This window comes from Ancylobacter novellus DSM 506 (genome assembly GCF_000092925.1).
Taxonomy (GTDB): Bacteria; Pseudomonadota; Alphaproteobacteria; order Rhizobiales; family Xanthobacteraceae; genus Ancylobacter; species Ancylobacter novellus.
In genome coordinates this window covers 4283919-4297534 of sequence record NC_014217.1, presented here as the reverse complement: position 1 = coordinate 4297534, position 13616 = coordinate 4283919, and the positions used below count along the sequence as shown (strand labels likewise).

Below are 13616 nucleotides of genomic sequence, written 5' to 3'. Positions count from 1 at the left end.
GCCGGCGCATCACGGAAGACGACATGCTCCAGACCTCGCCGACCGAAGCCGCCCTCGCGGAAGCGCCTCCCAAGCCCATCCTGCAGCTCGTGGGGGTGCGCAAGACCTTCGGCAGCTTCGCGGCGGTCGAGAACATCGATCTCGACGTGCGCGAGGGCGAGTTCCTCACCATCGTCGGCCCCTCCGGCTCGGGCAAGACCACGCTCCTGCGCATGCTCGCCGGCATGGACACGCCGAGCGAGGGCAACATCACGCTGCATGGCGAGCTGATCAACGACGTGCCGCCGAACAAGCGCCCGACCTGCCTCGTCTTCCAGTCGCTGGCTCTGTTCCCGCACAAGAGCGTCGGCGAGAACATCGCCTTCCCGCTAAAGGTGAAGGGCGTCGATGCTGCCGCCCGCAAGGCGCGCGCGCTGGAATTGATGCGCATCGTGCGCCTGCCGGAGAGCTACCACGACAAGAACGTGATGAAGTGCTCGGGCGGCGAGCGCCAGCGCGTCGCGCTGGCCCGTGCGCTCGCCTACGACCCGGAGGTGCTGTTCTTCGACGAACCGCTCTCGGCCATCGACTACAAGCTGAAGAAGACGCTGGAGAAGGAGCTGAAGGACCTCCACCGCGAGACCGGCAAGACCTTCATCTACATCACCCATTCTCTGGAAGAGGCGATGGTGATGTCGGATCGCATCGGCGTGATGCGCGCCGGCCGGCTGGTGCAGGTCGGAACGCCCGAGGAGATCTACGGCGCCCCGGTCGACCGCTTCGTCTGCGAATTCGTCGGCGAGGTGAACACCATAAAGGTGAAGCGCGGGCCGAACGGCCTCTGGTCCGGCGTCGACGTGCCGGGCAGCTTCCATGTGGCCCCGCCGCAAAACGGCGCCGCGCCGGACGAGGCCTTCGTCGTCGTCCGCCCGGAATTCATGCGCTTCCTCGGCCCCGGCGAGAGTGCCGACAACCGGCTCGAAGGCACCGTCTACAACGAATACTCGCTCGGCTCGCGCATCCAGTACCAGGTGCGCGTCGAGGCGAAGGGCGGCGAGAAGGTGATGCTGGTCGAGCTCTCCCGCGCCCGCGCGCTCGCCCCCGGCGCCGACCCGCATGTGACGCTCGGCTGGGACGCCGCCGACGCCTTCACGCTTGAGAGCTGAGCGATGGCCGACATCGCCCTCTCCCACGCCCCCGGGACCGTCGCCGAGCTGCGCCACGCGCGGATGCTCTCGGCCGGCGCGCGCTGCGCCCTGCCCGTCGCCCTCCTGCTCGGCATCGGCTTCGCCGCCCCGCTCGTCGCCATCCTCGGCTATGCCTTCGCGACGCCGCGCTCCTTCGACGTGTTCCGTTCCTTCACGTTTGCGAACTTCGCCACCCTGTTCGACCCGTCGAACACGGTGTGGCTCTCCTTCCTGTGGTCCTGCGGCTTCGCGCTGTCGACCGTCGCCATACTCGCGGTCGTCGCCTATCCCATCGCCTACGGCCTCAACGTCGTGTTCGGCCGGGCGGCGCCGCTGATCAGCGTGCTGTTCGTGTTCCCGCTCTTCGTGTCGGAGAACGTCCGGCTCTATGGCTGGGTGCTGTTCTACATCAAGAACGGCGTGCTCGACGGCACGCTGAAATGGCTGGGCCTTGCCGGCGGGCCGGAGGTGCTGTTCACCCCCGGCATCACGCTGTTCGGCATGGTCTACACCTACCTGCCCTTCATGCTGTTCCCGATGACGCTGGGCCTCGCCCTCGTGCCGCGCGACCTCGTCGACGCCGCGCGCGATCTCGGCGCCGGGCGCCTGCTGATCTGGCGCGAGATCGAATTGCCGCTCGCCATGCCCGGCATCCTCATCGGCATGCTGCTCACCTTCGTGCTCGCCATCGGCGCCACGGCGGAGGCGAAGATCCTCGGCGGCCAGTCGATCATCGTCATCTCGCACGACATCGAGATCGCCTTCACCTATTCGCAGAACTGGCCGCTCGGCTCGGCGCTTGCCGTCGTCGTCACCGCCTTCATCGGCGGGCTGACGCTGTTCGCGCTGTCCAAGCTCGACCTCGACCGCATGCTGGGGAGGCGCTGATGGCCATCACCCACAAGCGCCGCGACGCCGCCATATGGGGCTGGACGCTCTTCGTCCTCGTCGTGGTCTATCTCCCCATCGCCTGCGGCGCGCTCGCGAGCTTCAACAAGAGCCGCTATTTCGGCTTCCCGGTGAAGCAGTACTCCACCGACTGGTGGGGCAAGACGGTCGATTCCATCGAGATCGGCATGATCGTGAAGACCTCGATCAGCGTCGCCCTGCTGGTCACGGTGTTCTCGGTGGTCATCGCCACCTTCGGTGCGCTGGCCTTCGCGCGCTATGACTGGAAGGGCCGCCGGCTCTACCAGAAGCTGATCCTGCTGCCGATCTTCTTCCCGCAGCCGGTGCTCGGCCTCGCCATGCTGCTCGGCTTCAACGCGGTCGGCATCCAGACCAGCTGGGCGACGGCGGTGTTCGCCCACATGGTGTGGATCGTGCCCGTCGTGACGCTGGTGATCGCCATCCAGGTCTATGGCTTCGATCCCTCGCTGGAGGAAGCCGCCTTCGATCTGGGCTGCTCGCGCATCCAGGTGCTGCGCGAGGTGACGCTGCCGCTGCTCTGGCCGGGCATCTGGTCGGGGATGCTGTTCGCCTTCCTGCTCTCCTGGAGCAACTTCCCGCTCTCGCTCTATACGACCGGCGCCGACAGTACGATCCCCGAATGGCTCTATGCCAAGATGGTCGCGGGCTATACGCCCATGGTCCCGGCGCTCGGCACCATGGCGACGCTAGGGGCGGCGGCACTGCTGCTCGCCGGCGGGCTGGTGGGAATGCTCGTGCGGCGGCGGGCCGCGGCGTGAGGGAATAGCATGAGCAGTGACGACATCATCCGCACCGTGGAGCGCCGGCGCCCCCGCCTCGACAAGGCGGGGAGGCAGGAGCGGATCCTCGCCGAGATGCGCGCTTCCGCCACGCTGAGGGTCGGCGACCTTGCGGCGGAGCTCGACGTCTCCACCGAGACCATCCGCCGCGACCTGTTCGAATTGCAGGAACGCGGGCTGATCAACCGCACCTATGGCGGCGCGGTCAGGCCCTTCGCGGCGGAGCCGGCTGTCACCGAGCGCCACCGCATGATGGTGGCCGAGCGCGAGGCCATCGCCGCCGCCGCGGTGAAGTTCATCAAGCCGCGCGAGGTCATCGCCATCGGCGCCGGCGCCACCACCACCCATGTCGCCCGCCGCATGTCGGCCGAGTGCCGCGACCTCACCGTGATCACCCATTCCTTCTCGGTGGCGACGGTGCTGGCGGCCAACCCGACCATCGACATCATCATGTGCCCGGGCCGCTACAATGCCCGCGAGGGCATGATGGTCGGGGTGGAGACCATCGAGTTCCTGCAGAACTACAACGTCAACCGCGCCGTGCTCAGCGTCTCCGGCATCACCACCGACGGGCTGGCCGATGCCGAGGCGGATTCCGCCGCCGTCTACAAGGCGATGATGAACCGGGCGGCGGAGACCATCGTGGTTTCCGACCACGCGAAGTTCGACGTGCCCTCGCTCGCCATCTGGGCGCGCATCCCCGACATACAGCGTCTCGTCACCGACCGGCCGCCGGCGGGCGCGGTGGGCCGGGCCTTGGGCCGGGCGCAGGTCGAGATCACCGTGGCGGGGAAATAGCGGCGATGTGGCAGCAGGTTCCCGCCGACGAGCGGATCGAGGTCGAGGTCGACGGCCACAAGGTCGTCGCCTACAGCTACGGCACCGGCGAGGAGGTCGTGTTCCTCTTGAACGGCGGCCCCGGCCTGCCCTGCGACTACCTGCGCGACGCGCATTCCTTCCTGAAGGACCATGGCTACCGGGTGGTCACGTTCGACCAGCTCGGCTGCGGCGCCTCCGACAAGCCCGATGATTCCACGCTTTGGGAGATCGGCCGCTATGTCCGCGAGACCGAGACGGTGCGCCGGGCGCTGGGCCTCGGCAAGGTGCATCTCCTCGGCCACTCCTGGGGCGGCTGGCTGGCGATCGAGTATGCGCTGACCCATCCGGAAGCGTTGAAGACGCTCATTCTCGAGGACACCGCCGCCGACCTGCCGCACCTGATGAGCGAGATGCACCGGCTGCGCGCCTCGCTGGGTGCAGAGACCGTGGAGATGCTGCTCGCCCATGAGGCGGACGGCACCTACGACCACCCCGAATATCAGGCAGCGATCACTATTCTGAACTACCGCCATGTCTGCCGATTGCAGCACTGGCCGGCGCCGCTGATGGCCTCGCTCAATGACTGGAACATGGCGCCCTACATGGCCATGCAGGGGCCGAACGAGTTCCTCTATATCGGCAATCTCAAGGACTGGAACCGCGTCCCCGACCTCAACCGCATCACCTGCCCGGTGCTGATCACCGTCGGCCGGCACGACGAGATCACCCCCGCCTGCGCGCTGCGGATGAAGCAGGGACTGAAGCAGGCGGAACTCATCGTGTTCCCGAATTCCAGCCACATGCCTTTCTATGAGGAGCCCGCCGCCTATGACGCCGCGCTCACCGGCTTCCTCGCCCGCCACGCCCTAGCAATGTCACCGATCCTGCCACTGGTGGCGTCAAAGGTGACATTTGCCGGCGACAGCGGTGGCACGCCCATGGTGACAGGAGTCACCTCATGAGCTGGAAGACCGAACACCGCTCCTTCTACTACGCGCTGGCGCCGGAGCCGGACGATCCCGTGCTCGATCCGGCGACCACCGCGCTGCTCGTCATCGACGTGCAGAACACCTATCTGGAGCGCCCCGACCGGGCCTCGCTCGCGACCGAGGCCGAGCGCGCGCATTACGACGGCTGGACGCCGTTCCATGAGCGCACGCATGGGACGGCGATCCCCAACATCGCCGAGCTGCTCGCGCTGTTCCGCGCCAAGGGGATCGAGCGGCTGTTCGCCCGCATCGCCTGCCGGACGCTGGACGGGCGCGACCGCTCGCTCAGCCAGAAGAAGCCCGGCTTCAACAATCTGCTGCTTCCCAAGGACGAGCACGCCTCGCAGATGGTCGCGGCGCTCGCGCCGGAAGGCGACGAGATCACCGTCATCAAGACCACCGACAGCGCGCTGACCGGCACCAATCTGCGCCTGATCCTGTCGAACCTCGGCATCCGCACCGTCATCTGCGTCGGCATCTTCACCGACCAGTGCGTCTCCTCCACCGTGCGCAGCCTCGCCGACGAGAGCTTCGACGTCGTCGTGCTGGAGGATTGCTGCGCGGCGGCGACCGACGAACTGCACCGGCAGGAGCTCGCGATCATCAACATGATCTACTGCAACGTGATGCGGCTCGCCGACCTCAAGGCGCTGATGAAGCTCGAACTCGAACCGGCCCAATGACGCGACGCAAATGACGACACCGATGTATGACGACGCCTTTCTGATCCGGCTCGAAGGCGGGCTCCGCTCCGCCTTGCCGCGCTGGGGGCTGTCGGAGGCGACCGAGCTGAAGCTGCTCACCATCTCCGAGAACGCCACCTTCCGCGCCCATGATCCGACGAGCGGGCGCGACGTCGTCTTCCGCGTGCATCGGCCGGGTTATCACAGCCGCGCCGAGATCGAATCCGAGCTTGCCTGGCTGACCGCGCTCGGCCGCGACGGCGTGATCGCGACGCTCACCCCCGTGCTGCAGGCCGATGGCAGCCTCATCGCCGACCTCGACGACGGCGGCACCATCCGCCATGCCGTCGCCTTCGGTCTTCTGCCGGGTAAGGAACCTGCCGAGGGCGAGGACCTGCCGCGCTGGTATCGCGAGTTAGGGGCCATCAATGCCCGCCTGCACGCCCATGCCAAGAACTGGCAGCCGCCGGACGGCTTCGTGCGCAAGCGCTGGGACTATGACGCCATGCTTGGCGAGGTCCAGCTCTGGGGCGACTGGCGCGCCGGACTTGGCCTCGATGCGGAAGGCCGCGCGGTGCTGGAGCGCACGGCTGAGCTGCTGCGCGATCGGCTGGAGGAGTACGGCACCGGCGAGGAACGCTTCGGCCTCGTCCATGCCGACATGCGCGTCGCCAATCTGCTCGTCGAGGGCGACAACCTCTCGGTGATCGACTTCGACGATTGCGGCTTCTCCTGGTACCTCTACGACTTCGCCGCCGCCATCAGCTTCGCCGAGCACGAGCCCTATGTCCCCGAGCTTCAGGCCGCGTGGATCGAGGGCTACCGCACCGTCGCGCCGCTCTCGGACGAGGACTGCGCGATATTGCCGGTCTTCATCATGCTGCGGCGCATGCTGCTCACCGCCTGGATCGCCTCGCATTCCGAAACCCCGACCGCGCAGGCGATGGGCGAGGACTATACGCAGGGCACGGTCGAACTCGCCCGCGCCTTCCTCGCCACCACCGACGCAGCTGAGAGCGAGAGGGCGGCATCATGAAGAGCCAGCAGCTACAGATCCTCTCGCTCAACGCCTTCGCAGGGAATAGCGCGGGCATCGCCCCGGACATCGCCGCGCTGGTCGAGCGGCGGAAGAAGAGCTTCGGCGCCGGCTCGGTGCTGTTCTACGACGAGCCCTTGAAGATCGTGCGAGCCGAGGGCGCGCATATCCACGCCTCGGACGGGCGGGCCTATCTCGACTTCTACAACAACGTCCCGACCGTCGGGCACTGCCACCCCAAGGTGGTGGAGGCGGTGCGCAAGCAGATGGGCGAGTTCAACATCCACTCGCGCTATCTGTTCGACGTCGCCCATGACTATGCCGAGAAGCTGCTCGCCACCTACCCGGCGAGCCTGAGCAACCTCGTGCTCACCTGCACGGGCAGCGAGAGCAACGACCTCGCCTTGCGCCTTGCGAAAAAGGCCAGCGGCGGCGAGGGCTTCGTGGTCACCAAGACCGCCTATCACGGCAACACCTCCGCCGTGACCGAGGTCTCGCCCTCCTCCTACAAGCAGGGCGGCCCGCCCCGCCATGTGCGCATGGTGCCGCCGCCCGATCCGGCGCTGTTCGGCAACGACGTGGCGCAGGGCTTCGCCGATGCGGTCGCGGCGGCCATCGCCGGCATGGAGGCGGACGGCATCCGCTTCGCCGGGCTGCTGGTCGATTCCATCTTCTCCTCGGACGGCGTCTATGCCGACCCGCCCGGCTTCCTGAAAGCCGCGGTGGAGGTGGCGCGCAAGGCCGGCGGGCTGTTCATCGCCGACGAGGTGCAGCCCGGCTTCGGGCGCACCGGCGAGGGCATGTGGGGCTTCTCGCGCCATGGCGTCGAGCCGGACATCGTCACCATGGGCAAGCCGATGGGCAATGGCTACCCCATCGCCGGCGTGGTGACGCGGCCGGAGATCCTCGCCGATTTCTGCGCCGATTTCGGCTATTTCAACACCTTCGCCGGCAGCCCGGTGGCGACCGCCGCCGCGCTCGCGGTGCTGGAGGCGATAGAGGAGGACGACCTCATCGCCAATGCCGCCCATGTCGGCCGGCACCTCGCCGCCCGGCTGAAGCGGCTCGCCGCGCGCGCGCCGATCACCGCCGTGCGCGGGGCGGGCCTCTATATCGGCGTCGAGTTCGGCACCGAGGAGGGCCCGGCGCCGGAGATCGCCAAGGGGCTGATCAACGGCCTGCGCCGCCACGGCATCCTCATCGGCGCCGCCGGCGGCTATGGCAACGTGCTGAAGATCCGCCCGCCGCTCTGCGTCACCACCGATCATGTCGACCAGCTGGTCGACGCCATGGAGGAACTGCTCGGCTGATCCGCCGCACATCTGCTTGCGGCAGATCAATGCGGAAAGCCGCCCCCCGTTCTTTGCTGTCGCGTCGAACGGAGGAGGCTGCCATGCCGGACCAGCAACTCTACGAGCGCCTGGCCAATGCGGTCGGCAATGACGGCGAGATCGACATCGCGCTGTCGACCGAGAAGCGGATCATCACCCTCACCGGCACGGTCGCCTCGCGCGGCGAGCAGATCGCGCTGGAAGACGCGGTCAACCACCTCGCCGAGGGGTTCATCGTGGTCAACTTGGTCAAGGTCGACCCACGGCTCGGCTGCGGCGGCCACCGCGTGCATTGAGGCCAGGCTCGGCGGCCGCCATTCAGCGGTCGATCATGCCCAGCATCTGCTCGTTGTAGCGCGCGCCCTCGACGGCGATGGCCGACACCGCCCGGTCGATGCCGGCGAGTTCGGCCGGGCTGAGCACGAGCCTGGCCGCGCCGATGTTCTCCTCCAGCCGGCTGACCTTGGTGGTGCCGGGGATCGGCACGATCCACGGCTTCTGCGCCAGAATCCAGGCGAGCGCGACCTGCGCCGGCGTCGCGCCCTTGGCCTCCGCCGTGGCGCGCACCACCTCGACGAGGCTCTGGTTCGCCGCCCGCGCTTCCGGCGCGAAGCGCGGGACCGCGGCGCGCACGTCGCCGGCCTCGAAGGTGGTGGACGCGCTGATGGCGCCGGTGAGGAAGCCGCGGCCGAGCGGGCTGAACGGCACGAAGCCGATGCCGAGTTCCTCCAGCACGCCGAAGATCTCGTCCTCCGGCTCGCGCCACCACAGCGAATATTCGCTCTGCAGCGCCGTGACGGGCTGCACCGCATGGGCGCGGCGGATGGTGCTCACGCCGGCTTCCGACAGGCCGAAATGCTTCACCTTGCCCTCGGCGATCAGCTCCTTCACCGTGCCGGCGACGTCCTCGATGGGAATCTGCGGGTCGACGCGGTGCTGGTAGAACAGGTCGATGCGGTCGGTCTTCAGCCGCTTCAGCGACGCTTCCGCCACCGCGCGGATATGCGCCGGCCGACTGTCGAGGCCGGTGCGCTGGTAGCTGCCGGGCTTGTCGCCCGGCTCCCATTTGAAGCCGAACTTGGTGGCGATCACCACCTGGTCGCGGAACGGCGCCAGCGCCTCGCCGACCAGTTCCTCGTTGACATAGGGGCCATAGGCTTCGGCGCTGTCGAAGAAGGTGATGCCGCGCTCATAGGCGGCGCGGATCAGGCCGATGCCAGCCTGCCAGTCGACGGCCGGGCCGTAGCCGCTGCTCAGCCCCATGCAGCCGAGGCCGAGCGTGGAGACCTTCAGGCCGCTTCTTCCGAGTTCGCGTGTCTGCATGACGATCTTTCCTCCTGGGAGTCGCGTGGCGACGGCCGTCCGGCCGAACCGCAGCGAGGGGACGATGATGGGAAAATCTAGCCGCCGGAGCCGGTGGCGCGGCCGAGATATTGCGCGTCGGTGACGTGCTCGAGCCAGTCGACCTGCCGGCCGTCCAGCGCCTCGGCGATGGCGACATGGGTCATGGCGGAATCCGTGGTGGCGCCGTGCCAGTGCTTCTGGCCGGGCGGGAACCAGACGACGTCGCCCACCCCGATCTCCTCGATCGGCCCGCCCTCGCGCTGCACCCAGCCGTTGCCGGCGGTGACGATCAGCGTCTGGCCGAGCGGATGGGTGTGCCAGGCGGTGCGCGCGCCGGCGGCGAAGGTCACGATGGCGCCGCCCACGCGGGCCGGCGCGGCGCGCTGGAAGCGGGAGGCGATCTCGACCGTGCCGGTGAAATACTCCGCCGGCCCCGCGGCCGGCTCGCTGCCGTGCCGAAGAATCTCCATGCCGTTCCTCCCTCGCACGTCGGGCGCCCGCGCTGAACATCCCCTCGGCGATCCCCGCCGGCAAGAAGGCCGCGTTCAATTATCGGGTAATTTTCATCGGTCAGCCGGGCCTTTCGGAAAGCCACAGTGGCAACCTGCGGCTTCGTGAATTGGGCACCGGCGCTATGCACGGCTATATAGGGCGCTGTCGGCACAGGGACGCGGTGGTCGCGGACGGGGCCGGAGGGAAGCGCCGGATGAGCCGAATTCTTGCCCTGCAGGGCGCGCCGCGCGAGGCGATACAGGCCGCGCTCGCCGCCTTCGCCGCCCGGCGGCGGGCGGAGGGCTGGCGCGTCGCCGGGCTGATCGAGGTCGCCGCCGGCCCGGACGGGCCCGGCTGTGCCGGGCAGGCGCTGCTCGACCTCGCCACCGGCACGCTGCACCCGATCGGCCAGGACCTCGGGCGCCATGCGAGCGCCTGCCATCTCGACAGTTCCGGCGTCGCCGCCGCCTGCCAAAGCGCGATCAACGCGCTGGCCGAGGGCTGCGACGTGCTGGTGCTGGCGAAGTTCGGCAAGCTGGAAGCGGCGCGCAGCGGGCTGATCGACGCCTTCGGCCATGCCATGGAGCGCGACGTGCCCGTGCTCACCTCCGTGGCGCCGAGCTCGATGGCGAGCTGGACGGCGTTCGAGGGCGGCCTGGCGCGCCTCGCCCCGCCGGAGGCCGACATCGTCGATGCCTGGTGGCGCGCCGCCGCCGAGCCGGCGACGCCCGCGCGCCCGGAAACCGCACACGAGAACGCGTCACCCCATCATGGCCTCGCTGTCGATCCGCATTGACCTCGACCCGGAGGGCCGCATCGGCCCCGGCAAGATCGAGCTGCTGGAGGCCATCGCCCGCACCGGCTCGATCTCCGCGGCCGGCCGCGCCATGGACATGTCCTATCGGCGCGCCTGGGACCTCGTGGACGAGCTCGGCCACATCTTCGGCCAGCCGGTGGTCGCCTCGCGGGCGGGCGGGCACAAGGGCGGCGGGGCGACGCTCACCCCGCTCGGCGAGGAGCTGATCGCCCGCTACCGCATGATCCAGCACAGCGCCGCCAACGCGGCCCGCCCGCATCTGGAGGCGCTGCAGAAGATCGCCGCAAGGAAGCCGCAGCCGGTGGAGTGAAGGGAGCAGTTCGTTCCGCTGTGCTTTTCCTGAAGTCACACCGTCATCCTGAGGTGCGAGCGCAGCGAGCCTCGAAGGATGGTCGGCACGGTGCACCCGAACGAGCATCCTTCGAGGCTGGCCTTCGGCCAGCACCTCAGGATGACGTCGTCTTGGGTAGATAGACATCCTCGGGGGAGCCTTCAGCAGCCTCACATCTCTTCCGACGTGAACACGCCGAGGTGCCGGAGCAGCGCCTTCTCCACCTCCAGCACCACCATCAGCAGCACGCCGACGCCGACGATCATCAACCCGTCGAGCAAGGCGACCGGCCGGGTGTCGAAGATCGCCTGCATCACCGGCAGATAGGTGAAGGCGAACTGCCCGAGGGTGACGCCCGCCAGCGCCATCAGCACCGCCGGCGTGCCGAGCACGCCGCGCCAGGTGATCGAGGTCATGTGCATGAAGCGAACGTTGAACAAATAGAAGATCTCCAGCACCACCAGCGTGTTGACCACGATAGTGCGCGCCATCTCGACGCCCTGCCCCCGCGCGATGGACAGTTCGAACATGGCGAAGGTCGCCAGCATGAACAGCACGGAGACGACGACGATCCGCCAGACCATGAAGCGCGACAGCAGCCCGGCCTTGGCCGGGCGCGGCGGGCGGTCCATGACGCCGGGCTCGGTCGGCTCGAAGGCGAGCGCGAGGCCGAGCGTGACGCTGGTGGCAAGGTTGATCCAGAGGATGTGCGCCGGCGACATCGGCATGATCGAGCCGAAGGCGATGGCGGCGATGACCGAGAGCACCTCGCCGCCATTGGTCGGCAGGGTCCAGGCGATCATCTTGCGGATATTGTCGTAGACGGTGCGCCCTTCCTTCACCGCCGCGACGATGGAGGCGAAATTGTCGTCGAGCAGCACCACCTCGGCGGCCTGCTTGGCGGCCTCCGTGCCCTTGCGGCCCATGGCGATGCCGACATCCGCCTGCTTGAGCGAGGGCGCGTCGTTCACCCCGTCGCCGGTCATCGCCACCACCTGCCCGGTGGATTGCAGCGCGCGCACGATGCGCAGCTTGTTCTCCGGGCTGGTGCGGGCGAACACGGCGGTGTCGCGGGCGATGGCGACGAGATCCTCGTCCGAGACGGCATCGACGTCGGCGCCGGTGATGACCTGCGGGTCCTCGGCGAGGCCGAGCTGGCGGGCGATGGCCTGCGCGGTGGCGCCGTGGTCGCCGGTGATCATCTTCACGCCTATGCCGGCGGTGCGGCACTCGGCGATCGCTGCCAGCGCCTCCGGGCGCGGCGGATCGATGAAGCCGACGAGGCCGAGGAAGGCGAAGCCGTCCCGGACATCGTCCAGTCGAAGGCGCTCAGGCATGTCTTCGAGCCGCTTCATGGCGAAGCCGAGCACCCGCTCGCCCTCCGCCGCGGTGCGGGCGAGCGCGGGGTCCCAGCCCTCGCCGGGCGTGTCGCACATGGCCAGCACCGCCTCCGGCGCCCCCTTGACGAAGATCACCGCCCCGCCTTGGGGATGGCGATGCAGGCTCGCCATGAAGCGGTAGGCGGCGTCGAAGGGAATCTCGTCCTGCCGCGTGAAGTCGCCGCGCTCGATGACGGGGCTGAGGCCCGCCTTCACCGCCAGCGCCACCAGCGCGCCTTCCATCGGGTCGCCCTCGACCCGCCAATGGCCGCCATCGACGTTCAGATGCGCGTCGTTGCACAGCAGCGCGCAGTGCAGCAGCTTGCCGGCCGCCAGCGCCGGATCGCCGGGCTCCGGCCAGCTCAATTCGCCCTCCGGCACGTAGCCCGTGCCGGACACCGCGATCTCCGCCGGCGCGGCGCCCTCGGGGATGAACAGCCGGCGGGCGGTCATCTCGTTGCGGGTGAGCGTGCCGGTCTTGTCCGAGCAGATCACCGAGGTGGCACCCAGCGTCTCCACCGCCGGCAGGCGGCGGATCACCGCGTTGCGCCGCGCCATGCGGCGGACGCCGATCGCCAGCGTGATGGTGATGACCGCCGGCAGGCCCTCCGGCACCACGCCGACCGCCAGCGCGACCACCGCGATCAGCGCGTCGGTCCAGCTATAGCCGCGCAGCGTCACGGCGAAGAGGAACAGCGCCACCGCGCCGCCGATGGCGAGCCAGGTGAAGCGCTGCGCGAAGGCGTCGACCTGGCGCAGCAGCGGCGTCGCCAGCGGCTCGACCTCGGCGATCAGCTTGCCGATGCGGCCGATCTCGGTCCGCGCGCCGGTGGAGACGACGATGCCGGCGCCCTGCCCGGTGGCGATGGTGGTGCCGGAGAAGGCCATGGAATGGCGGTCGCCGAGCGGGGCCTCGGCCGGCGCCGGTTCCTCGCGCTTGGCTGATGCGACGGATTCGCCGGTGAGGATGGCCTCGTCCACCAGCATGCCGCGGGCGCGCATGAGCCGCGTGTCGGCGGGCACGCGGTCGCCCGGCTCCAGCAGCACGATGTCGCCGGGCACGAGATCGCGGGCGTGCACGCTGACCCGCTGGCTGCCGCGCAGCACATTGGCGTGCGGGGCGATCATGCCGCCGATGGCGCGCAGCGCCTGCTCGGCCTTGCCCTCCTGCACGAAGCCGACGATGGCGTTGATGAGCACCACGGCGACGATGACGCCGGCATCGACGTGATGGCCGAGCAGCAGCGCCGCCAGCGCGCCGGCGAGCAGGAAATAGATCAGCGCGCTGTTGAACTGGGCGATGAAACGCAGCAGCGGGTGGCGGCCGGGCGGCTCGGGCAGCGCGTTCGGCCCGTGCTCGGCGAGGCGGGCCTGCGCCTCCTCGACGGAGAGGCCGGCGGGGGAGACGCCGAGCCGGCCGGCGACCTCCTCATGCGGGAGCGCGTGCCAGCCGGGCGACGGCGTAGAGGGGGCGTTCGGACCGAGCGTGGGCGGGACGGCGGCGGTGTTCATCGATCCGG

14 protein-coding genes are annotated in these 13616 nt (G+C 69.0%); 11 read left to right on the top strand and 3 right to left on the bottom strand.

Going from position 1 to position 13616, the window contains the following annotated elements:
• Positions 1–23: 23 nt before the first annotated feature.
• From SNOV_RS20230 to SNOV_RS20190, 9 genes are all read left to right on the top strand, one after another.
• Positions 24–1145 carry an ABC transporter ATP-binding protein gene (locus SNOV_RS20230; RefSeq protein ID WP_013168835.1) on the top strand — a complete coding sequence of 374 codons (1122 nt, stop codon included), beginning with the start codon at positions 24–26 and terminating at the stop codon, positions 1143–1145.
• A 3-nt stretch (positions 1146–1148) separates the two neighbouring features.
• Positions 1149–2054, top strand: a complete 906-nt coding sequence (locus SNOV_RS20225) for an ABC transporter permease (RefSeq protein ID WP_013168834.1) — start codon at positions 1149–1151, stop codon at positions 2052–2054.
• Positions 2054–2854 carry an ABC transporter permease gene (locus SNOV_RS20220; RefSeq protein WP_013168833.1) on the top strand — a complete coding sequence of 267 codons (801 nt, stop codon included), beginning with the start codon at positions 2054–2056 and terminating at the stop codon, positions 2852–2854. Before SNOV_RS20225 ends, SNOV_RS20220 begins: the two co-directional genes overlap by 1 nt.
• A 9-nt stretch (positions 2855–2863) precedes the next feature.
• Complete coding sequence (locus SNOV_RS20215; RefSeq protein ID WP_013168832.1) at positions 2864–3673, top strand: DeoR/GlpR family DNA-binding transcription regulator; 810 nt, start codon at positions 2864–2866, stop codon at positions 3671–3673.
• 5 nt (positions 3674–3678) lie between these two features.
• Complete coding sequence (locus tag SNOV_RS20210) at positions 3679–4656, top strand: proline iminopeptidase-family hydrolase (RefSeq protein WP_013168831.1); 978 nt, start codon at positions 3679–3681, stop codon at positions 4654–4656.
• Positions 4653–5366: a cysteine hydrolase family protein gene (locus tag SNOV_RS20205; protein ID WP_013168830.1), complete on the top strand. Its 714-nt coding sequence runs from the start codon at positions 4653–4655 to the stop codon at positions 5364–5366. The genes SNOV_RS20210 and SNOV_RS20205 overlap by 4 nt, the downstream gene beginning before the upstream one ends.
• A 10-nt stretch (positions 5367–5376) precedes the next feature.
• The gene (locus SNOV_RS20200; protein WP_041782456.1) at positions 5377–6402 is read left to right on the top strand and encodes a phosphotransferase enzyme family protein; all 1026 of its coding nucleotides are present in this window, start codon (positions 5377–5379) and stop codon (positions 6400–6402) included.
• Positions 6399–7712: an aspartate aminotransferase family protein gene (locus tag SNOV_RS20195; RefSeq protein WP_013168828.1), complete on the top strand. Its 1314-nt coding sequence runs from the start codon at positions 6399–6401 to the stop codon at positions 7710–7712. Before SNOV_RS20200 ends, SNOV_RS20195 begins: the two co-directional genes overlap by 4 nt.
• Before the next feature lie 83 nt (positions 7713–7795).
• Positions 7796–8029 (top strand): BON domain-containing protein, encoded by a 234-nt coding sequence (locus tag SNOV_RS20190; RefSeq protein WP_013168827.1) that lies wholly within the window; start codon positions 7796–7798, stop codon positions 8027–8029.
• Positions 8030–8051: 22 nt separating this feature from the next.
• Here the strand turns inward: SNOV_RS20190 and SNOV_RS20185 are convergent, their stop codons facing one another.
• The gene (locus SNOV_RS20185) at positions 8052–9056 is read right to left on the bottom strand and encodes an aldo/keto reductase (RefSeq protein WP_013168826.1); all 1005 of its coding nucleotides are present in this window, start codon (positions 9054–9056) and stop codon (positions 8052–8054) included.
• Between the two features lie 77 nt (positions 9057–9133).
• The gene (locus SNOV_RS20180; RefSeq protein WP_013168825.1) at positions 9134–9547 is read right to left on the bottom strand and encodes a (R)-mandelonitrile lyase; all 414 of its coding nucleotides are present in this window, start codon (positions 9545–9547) and stop codon (positions 9134–9136) included.
• Positions 9548–9783: 236 nt separating this feature from the next.
• Here SNOV_RS20180 and SNOV_RS20175 point away from each other — a divergent pair, with 236 nt between their 5' ends.
• On the top strand, positions 9784–10365 hold the full coding sequence (locus SNOV_RS20175) for a DUF2478 domain-containing protein (RefSeq protein ID WP_013168824.1): 582 nt from the start codon (positions 9784–9786) through the stop codon (positions 10363–10365).
• Positions 10340–10696, top strand: coding sequence for a winged helix-turn-helix domain-containing protein (locus SNOV_RS20170; RefSeq protein WP_013168823.1), 357 nt, complete (start codon positions 10340–10342; stop codon positions 10694–10696). The genes SNOV_RS20175 and SNOV_RS20170 overlap by 26 nt, the downstream gene beginning before the upstream one ends.
• 191 nt (positions 10697–10887) lie before the next feature.
• On the opposite strand, the gene SNOV_RS20165 is transcribed toward SNOV_RS20170, so the two are convergent.
• Positions 10888–13608, bottom strand: coding sequence for an HAD-IC family P-type ATPase (locus tag SNOV_RS20165; protein WP_013168822.1), 2721 nt, complete (start codon positions 13606–13608; stop codon positions 10888–10890).
• Positions 13609–13616: the final 8 nt, after the last annotated feature.